Source organism: Luteimonas sp. A649, assembly GCF_054072735.1.
In genome coordinates this window covers 87068-101157 of record NZ_JBSVRQ010000004.1, presented here as the reverse complement: position 1 = coordinate 101157, position 14090 = coordinate 87068, and the positions used below count along the sequence as shown (strand labels likewise).

Here is a 14090-nt window from a genome sequence, read left to right as displayed (position 1 = left end):
CTCCAGTCCGTCACGACGCGGACGGCATGGAGCCATGTTCAGGTGGCCGGGGTCGTCAGGAAGTGATGGCGCCCCGGCGTGCCACGGCCATCCGCTCGAGGCCTTCGGCGATCGACACCCGGGGCACGTAGCCGAAGTCGCGGGTGGCCGGCGCCATGTCGTACCAGTGGGTGGTGCTGAGCTGCTCGGCCAGGAAGCGGGTCATCGGCGGTTCCGAGCGCAGGCGCAGCAGTGGCCAAAGGGTTTCGCAGGCCGCGCCGATTGCATAGGCGACGCCGAACGGAATCGAACCCTCGACCTCGGGCGCGCCAGAAGCTCGCAGCAGCGCGTTGACGATCTCGCGCACCGCCATCGGCTCGCCGTTGCTGATGAAGTAGGCGCGGCCGGCGCAGGCGGCACCGATGTCCAGGTGCTCGAGCGCATCGAAATGCGCCTGGGCGGCGTTGTCGATGAAGGTGGTGTCGATCCGGTTCATGCCGCCGCCGACGAAGCGCAGGCGCCCCGCACGGGCGCGCTCAGCCAGGCGCGGCACCAGCTGGTTGTCGCCCGGGCCCCAGATCAGCCGCGGGCGCAGCGCGACCGTGGCCAGGGTCTCGTCATTCGCGGCGAGCACGCACTTCTCGGCGATCAGCTTGGTGGCCGGGTACGGCGCCTTCAGGTCCCCGCCATAGGGCACGGTGTCGGCGGTGCCGCCTTCCACCGGATGCGTCGCACGGTGGGTCACGCTGGGCGAGGAGGTGTAAACCAGGCGCGTGATGCCGTGTTCGCGGCAGCCGGCCAGCACGTTGCCGGTGCCCATGACGTTGGCGCGGTGGTAGCTGTCGTAGCTGCCCCAGGCGCCGGCCTTGGCGGCGTTGTGCAACACCGCGTCCATGCCGGCGCAGGCGTCGATGACGGCGTGGCGGTCGGCGAGGTCGCCGCGCAGCTGGCGCACGCCGAGCACGTCGAGTTCGGGGTAATGCCCGCGGTTGAAGCTGGTGACATCGTGTCCCCGTTCAACCAGGCCACGGCAGAGCGCCTGGCCGAGGAATCCGCCACCGCCGGTCACCAGTACCCGCACTTCAATCCTCCATCACGTCAATCAGGGCTGGCCGCCGGTTCGAACGCCCTGCCGGCGCGGAGTTCGCGCGTGGCCCAGGCAGCCAGTTTCTCGCGGCCGATTTTCGCATTGTGGCGGATGTCGACCGGAAATGCGGGGTGGAAGGCGAAGGTGTCGACGTGCGCGGTGTGCACGAAGCCCTCGCCGAGGTGGCGCAGTTCGTCGGCGATGCGGGCGTGTTCCGCTTTCGCGATCCCGGGCCGCACTTCCACGCAGAGCAGCGGGCGCTGCGCGCCACGTTCCCCGATGCCGACCAGGGCGGTGCGGCGGACGTCTGGATGCGTGTCGAAGACGGGTTCGACCTGGTCCGTGCACAGGCTGCGGTCCCGGGTGACCACGCGGTGGGACTTGCGGCCGCAGAACCAGAGCCTGCCTTCAGCGTCGAAATAGCCGAGGTCGCCCATGCGGTGGACGATGCGGGACTCTCCCGCGGGCAAGCCTGCGGAAGAGCGGCCTGCCTCACGGATCTTCGCCAGCCGCGTCTGCGCCTCCCGATTGAAGTACGTATCAGTGGTGCTGGGGCCAGCGACGGTGATTTCACCGACCTGGCCTGGCTTCACCACGAGATCGTCGGACCACTCCGGAATGGACTCGTCGGTGACGCGGATGATGCGGACCTCGTTCGGCGACACCGGGCGACCGACGCAGGTGCCGGCGCCCGTTTCGGTGCGCTCGCGCAGCGTCATCAGCTCGCAGCCCTCGATCACCGCCACCGGCAGGCATTCGGTGGCGCCGTAGGGCGTCCAGAACTGCGCATCGGCGGGCAGCAGTTCGCGCATCTTCGCCACCACATCCGCGGGCACCGGCGCGCCGGCGGAAGTCACGCGCGTCACGGTGGGCAACGGCTCACCATGGTCTGCAAGCACGCGCATGAGCGCCGGTGAGCCGAACAGCTGGGTCACGCCGAAGCGCTTGATCGCGGCGTGCAGCTTGCGCGGGTCCGCGCTGCCGGGGCGCGTGGGGTCCATGTCCGGGATGATCGAGGTCAGGCCAAGCGCGGGATCGAACAGCGCGAACGGCGGAAAGGTCGGCAGGTCGACGCCACCGGGCGCAATGCCGAAGGCGTCGCGCAGCATGTCGACCTGGGCCACGAAATGGCGGTGCCGGTACACCACGCCCTTGGGCACGCCGGTCGAGCCGCTGGTGAACAGGATGCCCGCCACGTCGTCAGGCTGCGTGGCGGTCAGCTGCGGCCCGGCGCCGGCGCCCTCGCGTTCGACCTGGGCCAGCGTCGCGTCGGCCAGCAGCGGGCGGGCGCCGGTGGTGATGCGCACGCGCGTCGACTTCGCCCAGCCCAGCAGCATGCGCGCGAACATCGCCAGCGGAACGCCGATGAACGCATCGGCCCGGGCTTCGTCCAGGCACTGTTTCAGCGCACGCTTGTCGATGCCCGGGTCCACCAGCACCGGCACCGCGCCGGCCTTGAACAGCGCAAACATCAGCAGGAAGAACTCCGGGGTGGGCCGCACCATCACCACCGTGCGACTGCCGCGCGCGATGCCGCGCCCGGCGAGGCCCGCGGCGATGGCGTCGCTGCGCCGGTCCAGCTCGCCGTAGCCGAGGGCGATGTCGTAGCGGCCGCCGCGGCCGGCGCAGCGCATGGCGATGCGGTCCGGCGCTTCGGCGGCAAGCCGCGGGAGCGCTGCGGCGATGTTGCAGGTGGCGGTCATCGGGTGATTATCGCCCGCCGGTGGGCGGCGTCCACGGCGTGAATGGACCCCGCCGAGCCCGATGGCTGACAATCCCACGTCCTTCGCAGCGGCCACGGCCGCGGAGAACGATCGACCATGTCGCTGCTTGAACGCCTCAAGTCCGCCGCCGCCGACGACTGGAACGCCTACGTCGACCACGCCTTCGTGCGCGGCCTTGGTGACGGCAGCCTGCCCCAGGCCGCGTTCCGGAACTACCTGGTGCAGGACTACCTGTTCCTGATCCAGTTCGCGCGCGCCCACGCGCTGGCCGCGTACAAGAGCCGCACCATGGCCGACATGCGCGCCGCGAGGGACGGGCTGGCGGCGATCATCGACGAAATGGGCCTGCACCTGCGCGTGTGCGAGCGCTGGGGCCTGGGCGCTGCCGACGTCGAGGCCACCGAGGAGCAGCAGGCGACCGTGGCCTACACCCGCTTCGTGCTGGACGTGGGCATGTCCGGCGACCTGCTGGACCTGCAGGTGGCGCTGATTCCCTGCACACTGGGGTATGCCGAGATCGGCCGCCGCCTGGCGCCCCGCGGCATCGACGCCATTCCCGCCGACCACCCCTATCGCGACTGGATTGCCGAGTACTCCGGCGATGCCTTCCAGCAGGCCGGCGCCGCCGCGCACGCATGGCTGGACGACCTGGGCCGCCGCTACGCCAGCGAGAACCGCTTCAGCGAACTCGTCGGCATCTTTGCCAAGGCGGCGCGCCTGGAAGCGGACTTCTGGCAGCAAGGGCTGGACGCGGCGCAGGACTGAGCCGCGCGGCGCAGCCACGTGCCCCTTGCGCGGCGCCCCGGGACGGAGAAAAATTCCGCTTCGCCCCAACCCGGCCACCCGCCGATGCCGCACCCCTGCCTGAGCTGCGGCGCCTGCTGCGCCCACTACCGCGTGAGCTTCCACTGGTCCGAAGCAGAGCCCGCGCTTGGAGGCACGGTGCCGCCGGAGCTGACCGTGCCGCTGCGCACCCACGAGCGCGCCATGCGCGGCACCGAGGGCGGCGGCGTGCCGCGCTGCGTGGCACTGGATGCCGACATCGGTCGCTATTCCCGCTGCAGCATCCATCCCGTGCGCCCGCAGGCCTGCCGCGACGTCCCCGCGTCATTGGAATTCGGCGAACCGAGCCGGCAGTGCGACAACGCCCGCATCGCCTACGGCCTGCCACCGCTGACCGCGGCCGACTGGGTCTGGCGCGAAGCCGCGGCGAACGACCGCGATGGCAACCCCGACGACAACGATGCGCCGAACGACGGCGGCACGCCCACGCCGCCTGCCCTGCCTCCCCCGATCGCGGCCTGAACCCGCGGATGCCGTCGGAGCGGCTATAACCCGCGGGCGTTGTGGGAGCGGCTATAGCCGCGATCGGTCGCCCACGGCCTTGTCAGGGGTCGCGGGCAATCAGAGTGGATTGCGCTCCAGGAAGTCGCGGATCGCCGGCACCAGCACCTCGTGCTTGTCTTCCAGCACGTAATGCCCTGCATCGTCGAACGCCATCACTTCGGCGCCCGGAAGTTCGGCCTGGAAGCGCTCCAGGAAGTGGCGGTCGAACACGAAATCCTTCAGCCCCCAGCCGATGAACACCGGCACGCCCGCGTACTCGTGCAGGCGCCGGCCCGCCGCGTCGAGCATCGGCCAGGCACGGTCCTTGGGCGACAGCGGGATGTCCTGCATGAAGCGGATAGTGGAGATGCGGTTCTTCCAGCTGTCGTAGGGCGCCACGTAGGCGCGGCGCACCTCGGCCGGCATCCGCCGCTCCACGCCCAGCCGGGACGCGCCGGCCGAGAACGCATTGAAGCCGCGGATCACGATCTCGCCCACGTTGTAGTCGCGGCCCAGCGCGATCTGCCATGGCATGGCCTTCGCTTCGGGCATCGGGAACGCCGCGGTGTTGAGGATCACCAGTCGCTTCACCTGCGCCTGGTGCGACAACGCCCAGCCGAAACCGATCATCCCGCCCCAGTCGTGCACCGCCAGCGTCACCGGGCCATCGATGCCGAGATGGTCGAGCAGGGTCGCCAGGTCCTCGACCCTCGACTGCAGCGTGTAGTCATACCGCGGCACGGCATTACGGCCGTCGTCAGGCTTGTCCGACAGGCCCATGCCGACATGGTCAGGCACGATGCAGCGGTAGCCCTTGCCGGAAGCGGTGTCGGACAGCCCCGCGACCAGCGTGCGCCAGTAATAGCTCCATGACGGATTGCCGTGGACCATGACCACGACTTCGCCGTCGCGCGGACCTTCATCGAGGTAACTCAGCTCGATACCCGGGCGAACCTGGAGGCGGTGGCGGGTGGCGGGATAACCGGGAAATTCCATCCGCTGATTGTATCCCGCGGCCCCGCGCCCCCCCCCGGTTGGCGAACTGATTCATTACCCTTGTGGTCCCGGAACTGCCATATCCATGTAGACCACCAACCTGCTGTGGGAGATCAACGGCACCGAGGGCGAGGCGACGGAACTCACCGAACTCATGCCGCCCGCCGAGGCCTATGCAGGCTGGCCGGACAATCCGGTGGCGCGCAACGTGGCGCATGTATGCGCTGGTGGCGATCGAGCGCTCGCAGGCCTGCTTGGCATGGCCGACATGGCGGCCGCGTCCGAGGACGAGGACATCGTCTACGGCCCGCGACTCGAAGGCTTCGACTATCCGCACCCCGTTCGCACGCACGCGTTCGAGTCGCAGCGCCAGCAGGACGAAATGATCTATCTGGATGAGGGCAACCGGTGGTGTACGAAACGGCCCCTGCTGCGTGTTCCGACCACGTTTATGAATTGGGGAAGCCGCAATTCTCACTGACTGCCACATCTTCACACTCCATGCACGCACTCCAACGTCAGCTGAAGACGGGTCATGGACCCGGCAAAAAGGCCGCTATATTCCGATACCCAGACGAAGGAGAACGACATGTTCCTGAACAAGCAACATCTGGTGATGGCGCGTACGCTCGGCGTGGCGATCGTCGCTACCGTGGGCCTTTCCGCCTGCGCCACGTATGACGACGAGTTTGCCGGGATCAACTCGCGCCTCGATCAACTCGACACGAGGGTGCAGGGCGCGGCCCAGAGCGCCGAATCCGCCAATCAGTCCGCGACGCAGGCCAACCAACGACTGGATCAAATGGAAAGCCGCGTCCAGCAGCTCGAAGCGGCGCCGCGCCGCGTGCCGCGCGGTTAGTCGCTCCTGCACGAATCGCGACGAACGGCCTGAGCCGGGACCCGGTGGTCTTTACTGGCCACCGGTCTCCTGGCTTTACCCAGTCTTCGTTCCAAGGAACCGTTTATCCGTACGTACACACACCCCGCGATCCGGTCCGTTCATGCAGCGCTGGCACTGGCGTTGGCGTTCGCGAGCTTCGGCGTGGCCAGCGCCGAGGATGCCGCCGCGCAACCGGTCGCCACTGTCGACCAGCTTCCGCGAGGCCAGGATGTGTCCGCCACGGTAATCGAGCTGGCGGGCTGGGTTGTCGCCGCCAATGACAACCAGGGCTATCCGTTCGCGATCATCGACAAGGCCGCCGCACAGGTCCTGGTGTTCGGCGGCGACGGCCGACTTCGCGGCGCCGCACCTGGGCTCTTTGGCTCCGCGGTCGGCGATCACACGGCCCCCGGCATCGCCGGCCTCGCGCTTCGCGAGATTCCTGGCCGCGATCGCACCACGCCCGCGGGCCGCTTCGTGGGCGGTTACGGTCCGTCGATCGACGCCGGGCGCGTGCTGTGGGTGGACTACGATTCCGCAGTCTCCATCCACCCGACCGCGACAGGCGTCCCGGCCGAGAAACGCGCCGAACGCCTTGCATCGCCTACGCCGGACGACAACCGCGTCACCCACGGCTGCATCAATGTCTCGCCCGAGTTCTACGAGGGGATCATCCGCCCTACGTTCGAGCGGGGCGGTGTGTTTTACGTCTTGCCGGATGCGGCGCCGATAGCGGAAACCTTCCCGGAGTTCGCGCAAAGTCGCGTCACGGCACACCCCTGACCCACGCCACCAGCGGATTCCCCGGCTCCATCAGCAGTTTCACCGTCAGTGCCAGCGACATCACCACCAGCAGCGGCCGGATCACCCGCGCGCCCGCCTTGCCAAGCGCCAGGTGCGCACCCAGCTGGCCGCCGGCAATGCTCGCCACCGCCATCACCAGCCCCACCACCCACAACACCTGGCCGCCGATGACCAGGGTGGCCAGCGCAGCGACGTTGCTCGCGAGATTCAGCAACTTGGTGTGCGCGGTGGCCGAGACCAGCCCCATGCCGAACAGCGCCACCAGCACGGTCGCCATGAACGAGCCGGTGCCGGGCCCGAAGAAGCCGTCGTAGAAGCCGATCGCGAACATGATCGTGACCAGGGCGGCGTCGCCCAGGCGGGCGTGGCGCTCGGCTTCGCTGGCTTTGGGCCCGAGCAGGAAGTAGGCCGCCATCGCCACCAGCAGCACGGGCACCAGGCCGGCGAGGAAGGACGGATCCACCAGCTGGATCGCGATCGCGCCGCCCACCGAGCCGGCGAACGCCCCCACCGCCGGCCACAGGAAGCGCCGGAAGTCGATCCGTCCCTGGCGCGCGAACGCGAGCACGGCGCCGGCGGTGCCGAAGCTGGACTGCAGCTTGTTCGTCGCGATCGCCTGCACAGGCGGAATGCCGGCGGCCATCAGTGCCGGGATGGTGATCAGGCCGCCGCCGCCCGCGAGCGCGTCGATGGTGCCGGCGACGAAGGCCGCCAGCGCCAGCAGGGCCAGGACTTCAAGCCCGAATTCCATGGACATCCTCCATCACCCGGCCGCGGCCGCGGCATCGCCCGGGATTGCCGGGATCCACATACGACGAGGGCCGGACAAGCCGGCCCCCGAGCGCCTGTATCAGCCGGCGCTTACCACTCCACCTCGGCCATCGAGCAGTTCAGGCCCGAGCCGATGCCCAGCAGCGCCACGCGGTCGCCCTTCTTCAGGCGGCCCATCTCGCGCAGCTTGCTGAGCACGATCGGCACCGAAGCCGGGCCGATGTTGCCGTGCTCGCCGAAGATGGTCATGACCTTCTTCGGGTCGATGCCCATGGCCTTGGTGAAGGCCGCGGTGTGCACCTTGCTGACCTGGTGGATCACGAACTCGTCGAGTTCGGCGGCCACCCAGCCCAGTTTGTGCTTGGCGACCTCGAAGGTCTTGGTCGCCAGCTTGATGCCTTCGATCAGCAGCGTGCGGGTATCGGTGACCATGCCGTCGAGGTTGCCGCGGCAGAGCTTGTTCCACTCGGTGGCCGCGCGGGTCACGCCGCCCTTGTAGCGCGGGGCGCCGGGGGCGAGTTCGGCGCGGGCCAGCACCATGGCGGCGGCACCGGAGCCGAGCGTGAGCGTGGCGAGCTCGTTGCGGAAGTCCTCGTCGGTGACGTCGGCGCGCGTGAGGCGCTCGATCGTCTTCTCGTAGGCGAGGTCGGCGGTTTCGCCGTCCACCACGAGTGCGTACTCGATCTCGCCGCGCTCGATCATGCGGCTGGCGATGTCCATGCCGTTGATGAAGGCCAGGCAGGCGTTGGCGACGTCGAAGTTCTGGCAGGTGTCGGGCAGCCCGAGGTTGCCGCTGACGATGCTGGCCGTGGACGGCTCGAGGTAGTCGCGGCTGACCGAAGTGTTGACCAGCAGGCCCACGCGCGCGGGGTCGATGCCGGCGTCGGCCAGCGCCTTCACGCCGGCAAGCGTCGCGGCGTCGGAGGCCAGCATGTCGCCATCCCACAGGCGCCGGGCGTGGATGCCGGCGATGTCCTTCAGGACGTCGGTCTTGATGCCGAGGCGGTCGAGCGTCGGCTTGAGGCGGGCGTTGATCTCGTCGGAAGACAGTCGACGCGGGGCGTCGATGTGCGCGAGACCCGCAATGGCTACGTGCTGAAACAACATGGGCTGGCCGCCGTGGGGAACAGGAACAAAGATTTCCTAGGGTACCGGCTTCCGGCCCCACGCGCACTTGCGGCCACCCGGCCCCGTTCAGCGCTCGGCGCTCAACCGCCGCAGCGCCAGGCCGCCCAGCGCTGTGCGCCGCGCACGGGATCGGATAGCGGGTTGATGGTGTCGGCACCCAGCCCGGGGGCCTCGTTGCGGGCCAGGGTTTCCAGCTCCTCGCGCACCCGCAGGGCATTGCGGTCGATGAATGCGATGCTGTGTTTCACCGCGACCTCGACCTCGCCGCGCTTCTCGCAGCCCGCCGGCGGCGAGGCGGCGATGCGCACCGAAGAAGCGCCCGGCGCCATATGCACCCAGGTGCACGCGGATAGTGCGGCCAGGAGGGGGAAAAGCAGCAGTTGGCGCATGGAATGACTCCGTGTCGGAACCGGTGGATTGTGCCCCGCCGGCTGTGGGAGCGGCTATAGCCGCGATTGTCGGAATACCGCGATCGCGGCTATAGCCGCTCCCACAGAGGCAGGCCCGTCGCTCCTGCAGGAGCGCTGGTGGAAGCCGGCCCGGCGGGAGCCGGCTCCAGAGAAAGACGGCTTCAGCGCGCGACGGGGTTTCCGTCGGCGTCGAGCACCGTCACTTCACCGAGTTCCAGCGCGCGCACCGGGGCCTCGATCTGCGACAGGTCGCCCACCACCACCCAGGTCAGGGTGCCGGCATCGATGGTCTTCGCGGCCTCCGCCACCTGCGCAGGGGTCATCGCTTCGATCTCGGCCTTGCGGCGCACGACATAGTCGTCGGGACGGCCGTACATGACGTTGCCGGCGATGGTCGAGGCCACCGACGACGCAGTCTCGTACGCGCCCGGCAGGCTCAGGGTGTTGATGGCGCGGATGCGCTCGACCTCTTCCACCGTCGGCGGCATGTCGCCGCTGGCGTAGCCGGCGATCTCGCGCTGCATCTCGGCCATGGCCTCGGCGGTCTTGTCGATCTGCACCGGGGCGGAGGCCAGCCACGGACGCTGGCCGAGGGCCCCGGAGGCACCGCTGCGGGCGCCGTAGGACCAGTGCTTGTCCTCGCGCAGGTTCATGTTCAGGCGTGCGGTGAAGTCGCCGCCGATCACGCCGTTGGCGATGTCGAAGCGCACCGCGCCATCGTCCATGGTCGAAGGCACCACCTGGCCGGCATAGATGTTGGCCTGCACCGCGCCGGGCTGGTCGATCAGGAACACCCGCGCCGCCGACGGGCGGGCAACGGCCGGAATCTCGGCGGCCGCGGCACGCGCCTCGCCGCTGCCCGACCAGTCGCCCAGGTGCTTCTCGAGCACGGGCACGATCTCGGCCAGGGTGGTGTCGCCGACCACGATCAGGGTCGCGCCCTCGGGCTGCAGCTGGGTGCGGTGGAAGGCCACCAGGTCGTCGCGGTCGAGCGAAGCGATCGAGGCCTCGGTGCCGCTGCCGGTGAACGGCATCGCATACGGATGGCCTTCGCCATAGAGCAGGGGCGGCAGCACGCGCAGCGCCGCGGTCTGCGGGCTCGCCTTTTCCTGGGCGATGTTGGCGATCCAGGTGGCGCGCACGCGCTCGATCTCGGCCGCGGTGAAGTCGGGCCTGCGCAGCATGTCGGCGAACAGCGCCACCGACGCATCAAGGTTGCCCTTCAGCGCCGACAGCCAGGCGGTGCCGGCGTCCAGCCCGGAGCTCGCGCCGAGCTGCGCACCGAGCGCCTCGGCGTGATCGGCGAATTCCAGCGCGGGCAGGCCGGCGGCGCCTTCGTCGAGCATGGCCATGGCGAAACTCGCCGTGCCCATCTTCTTGCCGGCGTCGGCGGTGTAGCCGGCGCCCGGGAACTGGTAGCGCATCTGCACCACCGGCACGCCGGTACGGCGCGCGAGCACCACCGTGCTGCCGTTGCCGAGCGTGGCGCGCTCGACCTCGGGGAACTTCAGCTCCGGGAATTCCTCGGGCATCGGCACGCCCAGGCTGCGATCGACCGTGGCCGGCTGCACGCTGTAGCGGCTGTCCACCTCCGGAAGATCCCAGGGCTGCGGGGTGCCGGCCGGCGCCTCGACCAGCGCGGTGCGCTCGCCGGGCAGGATCACCAGGGTGTGGTCGCCCTGCGCCAGCCACTCGCGGCCGGCCGCCTGCACCTGCTCGCCGGTGCTGGTCTCGATGATTTGCAGCGACTCGCGGAAGCAACCCGGGTCATCGGCATAGACCGCGCACTCGGCCAGCGCGTCGGCCTTGCCGCCGAAGCCGCCGATGCGCTCGATGCCGCGGACGAAGCCGGCGCGGAACACGGTGCGCGCGCGCTCCAGCTCATCGGCGGTCGGGCCTTCGGCCAGCAGGCGTTCGATCTCCTCGTCGATCACCGCTTCCACTTTCGCCGGGTCCACGCCCTGCTTGACGTTGGCCATGACGATGAAGTTCGAGCCCAGCTGCTTGGCATAGGTGCCGGCGCTGATGCTGTCGACCAGCTGGTCGCGGTGGAGCAGGCGCGCATCCAGGCGCGAGGAGCGGCTGCCGCCGAGCACCTGGCCCAGCAGCTGCAGGCGATCGAGATCGGCGTCGCCCACCTCGGCCACGTTCCAGACCCGGTAGATGCGGGCCTGCGGGACCTTGTCGTGCATCGTTTCGCGCGTGGACTGCGTGCGCCGCGCGATGTCCACCGCGGGCTGCGCCATGTCCGGGCCGGCCGGGATGTGGCCGAAGTACTTCGCGACCTTTTCCTTCGCGGTGGCGACGTCGATGTCACCGGCCAGCACCAGCACCGCGTTGTTCGGGCCGTACCAGGCGCGGAACCAGGCGTGCACGTCCTCGAGCGCGGCGGCATCAAGGTCGTTCATCGAGCCGATGACGGTGTGGTTGTAGGGGTGGCCGGCCGGGTACAGGGCCTGCATCAGCTTGGTCCAGGCCTGGCCGTAGGGCTGGTTCTCGCCCTGGCGCTTTTCGTTCTGGACCACACCGCGCTGCTCGTCGAGCGCCGCCTGGTCGACCGCGCCCAGCAGGTGGCCCATGCGGTCGGACTCCATCCACAGCGCGGTATCGAGCGCGGTGGTGGGCACGTTCTGGAAGTAGTTGGTGCGGTCGGTGTTGGTGGTGCCGTTCTGGTTGGTCACGCCGATCTGCGTGTAGGGCGCGAAGTACTCGCCCTGGTGGTTCTCCGAGGACTGGAACATCAAGTGCTCGAACAGGTGGGCGAAGCCGCTGCGCCCCGAGGGTTCGTCCTTGCTGCCGACGTGGTACCAGATGTTCACCGCCACGATCGGCGCCTTGCGGTCGGTGTGCACCACCACGCGCAGGCCGTTGGGCAGGGTGAACTGCTCATAGGGGATGTCGACGCCGGCCTTGGCCGCGACCGGCGGCGATTCCGCCCAGGCCAGGGGCGCGGCCGTTCCGAGGGCGGCGGCGAGCGCGATGGCGAGCAGGGTGCCGCGGCGCGGCGAGGTCTTGAGCGTCGGCATGGGATCTTCCTTGTCGGGTCAGCCCCCATGGTAAGCCGCCTTCCCGCGCGGGTGACCGGGTCATAGGTCCCGATGGCCACGGCGTCGCGACCCCGGCTGGTGCATGCTCGCGACATGGATACTCGATCGCGCACGTCCCTGGTCACCGGCGCCAACCGCGGCCTGGGCCTGGAATTCATCCAACGCCTGCTGGCCCGCGGCGACCATGCCATCGCCGCCTGCCGGGAGCCGGGGCGGGCTTCGGCGCTCAATGCGCTGGCCGGCGAGCATCCCGGGCGCCTGCACGTGCTGCCGCTGGACGTCGCCGACGCGCGCTCCCGTGCGGCACTCGCCGCCGAACTGCCGCTGGTGCTCGGCGACGGCGGCCGCATCGACCTGCTGGTCAACAATGCCGGCGTGCTGCACTCCGGCGAGCGCTTCGGAAAGCTTGGCGAGGCCAACCTGGAGCACAGCTTCCGGGTCAACGCCGCGGGGCCACTGCTGCTTACCCAGGCCTTGGCCCCGCTGCTGGCGGACGGCGCCAAAGTGGCCAACCTGTCATCGCAGCTGGGCTCGATCGCCGGCTGCAGGCGCTTCGGCACGCCCAGCTACAACATCAGCAAGGCCGCGCAGAACATGGTCACGGCGCTGCTGGCGCAGGCGCTGGCGGAGCGCGGCATCCTGGTGGTCGCGCTGCATCCGGGCTGGGTGCAGACGGAGATGGGCGGCGAGCAGGCCACGGAGTCGGTGGGCGAATCGGCCGCCGGCTTGCTGGGCGTCATCGATGGATTGGGCGCCGCAGACAGCGGCCACTTCCTCGACTGGCGCGGCGAGGCGATCGCCTGGTAGCCGGCCACGGCGGGTATCCTGCCGCGCCCTGCCACGGCCCCGTGCCACGCGCCGACACCGATGTTCGAGATCATCCTCCACCAGCCCGAGATCCCGCCCAACACCGGCAACGTGATCCGCCTGTGCGCCAACACCGGCGCCCGGCTGCACCTGGTGCGGCCCCTGGGCTTCGACATGGATGACCGGCAGCTCAGGCGCGCGGGCCTGGACTACCACGAGTACGCGCGGGTGGCGGTGCACGACAGCCTTGAAGCGGCCCTGGCGGCCATCGCGCCGCCGCGGCTGTTCGCACTCAGTTCGCGTGGGCAGGTGCGCTACGACGCCCCTCGGTATGCCGCCGGTGATGCGTTCCTGTTCGGCTGCGAGACCCGCGGGCTGCCTGACACGGTGCTCGAAGCCGTTCCTGACGCACACCGCCTGCTGCTGCCGATGCGCCCCGGCAACCGCAGCCTCAACCTCTCGAACGCGGTGGCGGTGGTGTCGTACGAGGCGTGGCGGCAATCGGAGTTCGCGGGCGCCGGCTGAGAGGTTCATCTGCAAGCGTACCGCGCCGACGCGCGCGTGGACGCGCACGCCGGGCGGTCGATGACTTCCGTTGGAATCTCACCTTGATGCCAATCTAAAGCGCTTGCCGAAGCCCTCAAGCAAATGATTCGCCCCTGACCAAGCCCTTCCCTGATGGCCGTTGACGAGACCAGCGTCACATCTGAACGGACGTCGAACCTCCGATGCCGCTCGCGCCAGACAGGCAGGAAACGTCATGCTCGAACGAGTCTGCATCTACGCCATACGCGACGTAGTGAACCGTTGAAAGCATCACAACTTTCGGCTCTTCGCCACTTGCGGATAAACCACCAACGCCTGCTGGAGCCGATCGGAATCAGCCCACCGGCTGAAGCCGAGGCAGCCTGCTATCAGCAGACCCGTGAGCTCGTCTCCGCGAAAGCCGGGCCGGTGGCGTGGCGCAGATGACACACAGCATCCCGGAAAGTTCCTGCACTCTCGGGTTCATTATTCAGGTGAGGTTGCCTTCGCTTGGCCAGAATGCGTCTCACCGGCCACGGGCGGTATCCGATTTCCCCGATCGGTTCTCTCCCTCCCCTGCCCCCGTGGCCGGTCCTCTCCCTAAAG

14 protein-coding genes are annotated in these 14090 nt (G+C 69.3%); 7 read left to right on the top strand and 7 right to left on the bottom strand.

Going from position 1 to position 14090, the window contains the following annotated elements; all coding sequences use genetic code 11:
* Positions 1–55: 55 nt before the first annotated feature.
* Both oleD and oleC read right to left on the bottom strand, forming a co-directional pair.
* Positions 56–1060, bottom strand: coding sequence for a 2-alkyl-3-oxoalkanoate reductase (gene oleD, locus ACW5E8_RS13835; protein ID WP_456966114.1), 1005 nt, complete (start codon positions 1058–1060; stop codon positions 56–58).
* Between the two features lie 17 nt (positions 1061–1077).
* Positions 1078–2769: an olefin beta-lactone synthetase gene (gene oleC / locus ACW5E8_RS13830; RefSeq protein ID WP_456966113.1), complete on the bottom strand. Its 1692-nt coding sequence runs from the start codon at positions 2767–2769 to the stop codon at positions 1078–1080.
* Positions 2770–2886: 117 nt separating this feature from the next.
* On the opposite strand from oleC, the gene ACW5E8_RS13825 reads away from it, so the two are divergent.
* Both ACW5E8_RS13825 and ACW5E8_RS13820 read left to right on the top strand, forming a co-directional pair.
* Positions 2887–3555, top strand: coding sequence for a TenA family protein (locus ACW5E8_RS13825; protein WP_456966112.1), 669 nt, complete (start codon positions 2887–2889; stop codon positions 3553–3555).
* 84 nt (positions 3556–3639) lie between these two features.
* Positions 3640–4095, top strand: coding sequence for a YkgJ family cysteine cluster protein (locus tag ACW5E8_RS13820; RefSeq protein WP_456966111.1), 456 nt, complete (start codon positions 3640–3642; stop codon positions 4093–4095).
* A 99-nt stretch (positions 4096–4194) separates the two neighbouring features.
* Here ACW5E8_RS13820 and ACW5E8_RS13815 read toward each other — a convergent pair whose 3' ends face one another.
* Positions 4195–5112: an alpha/beta fold hydrolase gene (locus ACW5E8_RS13815; RefSeq protein WP_456966110.1), complete on the bottom strand. Its 918-nt coding sequence runs from the start codon at positions 5110–5112 to the stop codon at positions 4195–4197.
* A gap of 154 nt (positions 5113–5266) precedes the next feature.
* On the opposite strand from ACW5E8_RS13815, the gene ACW5E8_RS13810 reads away from it, so the two are divergent.
* The 3 genes from ACW5E8_RS13810 (at position 5267) to ACW5E8_RS13800 (ending at position 6775) form a co-directional block, all read left to right on the top strand.
* Positions 5267–5593 (top strand): hypothetical protein, encoded by a 327-nt coding sequence (locus ACW5E8_RS13810; RefSeq protein WP_456966211.1) that lies wholly within the window; start codon positions 5267–5269, stop codon positions 5591–5593.
* 108 nt (positions 5594–5701) lie between these two features.
* On the top strand, positions 5702–5971 hold the full coding sequence (locus ACW5E8_RS13805; RefSeq protein ID WP_456966109.1) for a hypothetical protein: 270 nt from the start codon (positions 5702–5704) through the stop codon (positions 5969–5971).
* 156 nt (positions 5972–6127) lie between these two features.
* Positions 6128–6775 (top strand): hypothetical protein, encoded by a 648-nt coding sequence (locus ACW5E8_RS13800; protein ID WP_456966205.1) that lies wholly within the window; start codon positions 6128–6130, stop codon positions 6773–6775.
* Here the strand turns inward: ACW5E8_RS13800 and ACW5E8_RS13795 are convergent.
* From ACW5E8_RS13795 to ACW5E8_RS13780, 4 genes are all read right to left on the bottom strand, one after another.
* Positions 6759–7547, bottom strand: a complete 789-nt coding sequence (locus ACW5E8_RS13795) for a TSUP family transporter (protein WP_456966108.1) — start codon at positions 7545–7547, stop codon at positions 6759–6761. The two genes, ACW5E8_RS13800 and ACW5E8_RS13795, sit on opposite strands and share 17 nt — an antisense overlap.
* A 110-nt stretch (positions 7548–7657) precedes the next feature.
* Positions 7658–8674 (bottom strand): 3-oxoacyl-ACP synthase III, encoded by a 1017-nt coding sequence (locus ACW5E8_RS13790; RefSeq protein WP_456966107.1) that lies wholly within the window; start codon positions 8672–8674, stop codon positions 7658–7660.
* A gap of 101 nt (positions 8675–8775) precedes the next feature.
* Positions 8776–9084, bottom strand: coding sequence for a DUF4156 domain-containing protein (locus ACW5E8_RS13785; RefSeq protein WP_456966106.1), 309 nt, complete (start codon positions 9082–9084; stop codon positions 8776–8778).
* Between the two features lie 182 nt (positions 9085–9266).
* The gene (locus ACW5E8_RS13780; RefSeq protein WP_456966105.1) at positions 9267–12131 is read right to left on the bottom strand and encodes a M16 family metallopeptidase; all 2865 of its coding nucleotides are present in this window, start codon (positions 12129–12131) and stop codon (positions 9267–9269) included.
* A 114-nt stretch (positions 12132–12245) separates the two neighbouring features.
* Between ACW5E8_RS13780 and ACW5E8_RS13775 the strand changes: the two genes are divergently transcribed.
* Both ACW5E8_RS13775 and ACW5E8_RS13770 read left to right on the top strand, forming a co-directional pair.
* Positions 12246–12959 carry an SDR family oxidoreductase gene (locus tag ACW5E8_RS13775; protein ID WP_456966104.1) on the top strand — a complete coding sequence of 238 codons (714 nt, stop codon included), beginning with the start codon at positions 12246–12248 and terminating at the stop codon, positions 12957–12959.
* A 60-nt stretch (positions 12960–13019) separates the two neighbouring features.
* Positions 13020–13484: a tRNA (cytidine(34)-2'-O)-methyltransferase gene (locus tag ACW5E8_RS13770; protein ID WP_456966103.1), complete on the top strand. Its 465-nt coding sequence runs from the start codon at positions 13020–13022 to the stop codon at positions 13482–13484.
* Positions 13485–14090 lie beyond the last annotated feature (606 nt).

Bases quoted from the DNA above. Each gene is read 5' to 3' on its own strand.
- oleC (WP_456966113.1), bottom strand. From the start codon at position 2,769: ATGACCGCCACCTGCAACATCGCCGCAGCGCTCCCGCGGCTTGCCGCC.
- ACW5E8_RS13825 (WP_456966112.1), top strand. From the start codon at position 2,887: ATGTCGCTGCTTGAACGCCTCAAGTCCGCCGCCGCCGACGACTGGAAC.
- ACW5E8_RS13820 (WP_456966111.1), top strand. From the start codon at position 3,640: ATGCCGCACCCCTGCCTGAGCTGCGGCGCCTGCTGCGCCCACTACCGC.
- ACW5E8_RS13815 (WP_456966110.1), bottom strand. From the start codon at position 5,112: ATGGAATTTCCCGGTTATCCCGCCACCCGCCACCGCCTCCAGGTTCGC.
- ACW5E8_RS13810 (WP_456966211.1), top strand. From the start codon at position 5,267: ATGCCGCCCGCCGAGGCCTATGCAGGCTGGCCGGACAATCCGGTGGCG.
- ACW5E8_RS13805 (WP_456966109.1), top strand. From the start codon at position 5,702: ATGTTCCTGAACAAGCAACATCTGGTGATGGCGCGTACGCTCGGCGTG.
- ACW5E8_RS13795 (WP_456966108.1), bottom strand. From the start codon at position 7,547: ATGGAATTCGGGCTTGAAGTCCTGGCCCTGCTGGCGCTGGCGGCCTTC.
- ACW5E8_RS13790 (WP_456966107.1), bottom strand. From the start codon at position 8,674: ATGTTGTTTCAGCACGTAGCCATTGCGGGTCTCGCGCACATCGACGCC.
- ACW5E8_RS13785 (WP_456966106.1), bottom strand. From the start codon at position 9,084: ATGCGCCAACTGCTGCTTTTCCCCCTCCTGGCCGCACTATCCGCGTGC.
- ACW5E8_RS13780 (WP_456966105.1), bottom strand. From the start codon at position 12,131: ATGCCGACGCTCAAGACCTCGCCGCGCCGCGGCACCCTGCTCGCCATC.
- ACW5E8_RS13775 (WP_456966104.1), top strand. From the start codon at position 12,246: ATGGATACTCGATCGCGCACGTCCCTGGTCACCGGCGCCAACCGCGGC.
- ACW5E8_RS13770 (WP_456966103.1), top strand. From the start codon at position 13,020: ATGTTCGAGATCATCCTCCACCAGCCCGAGATCCCGCCCAACACCGGC.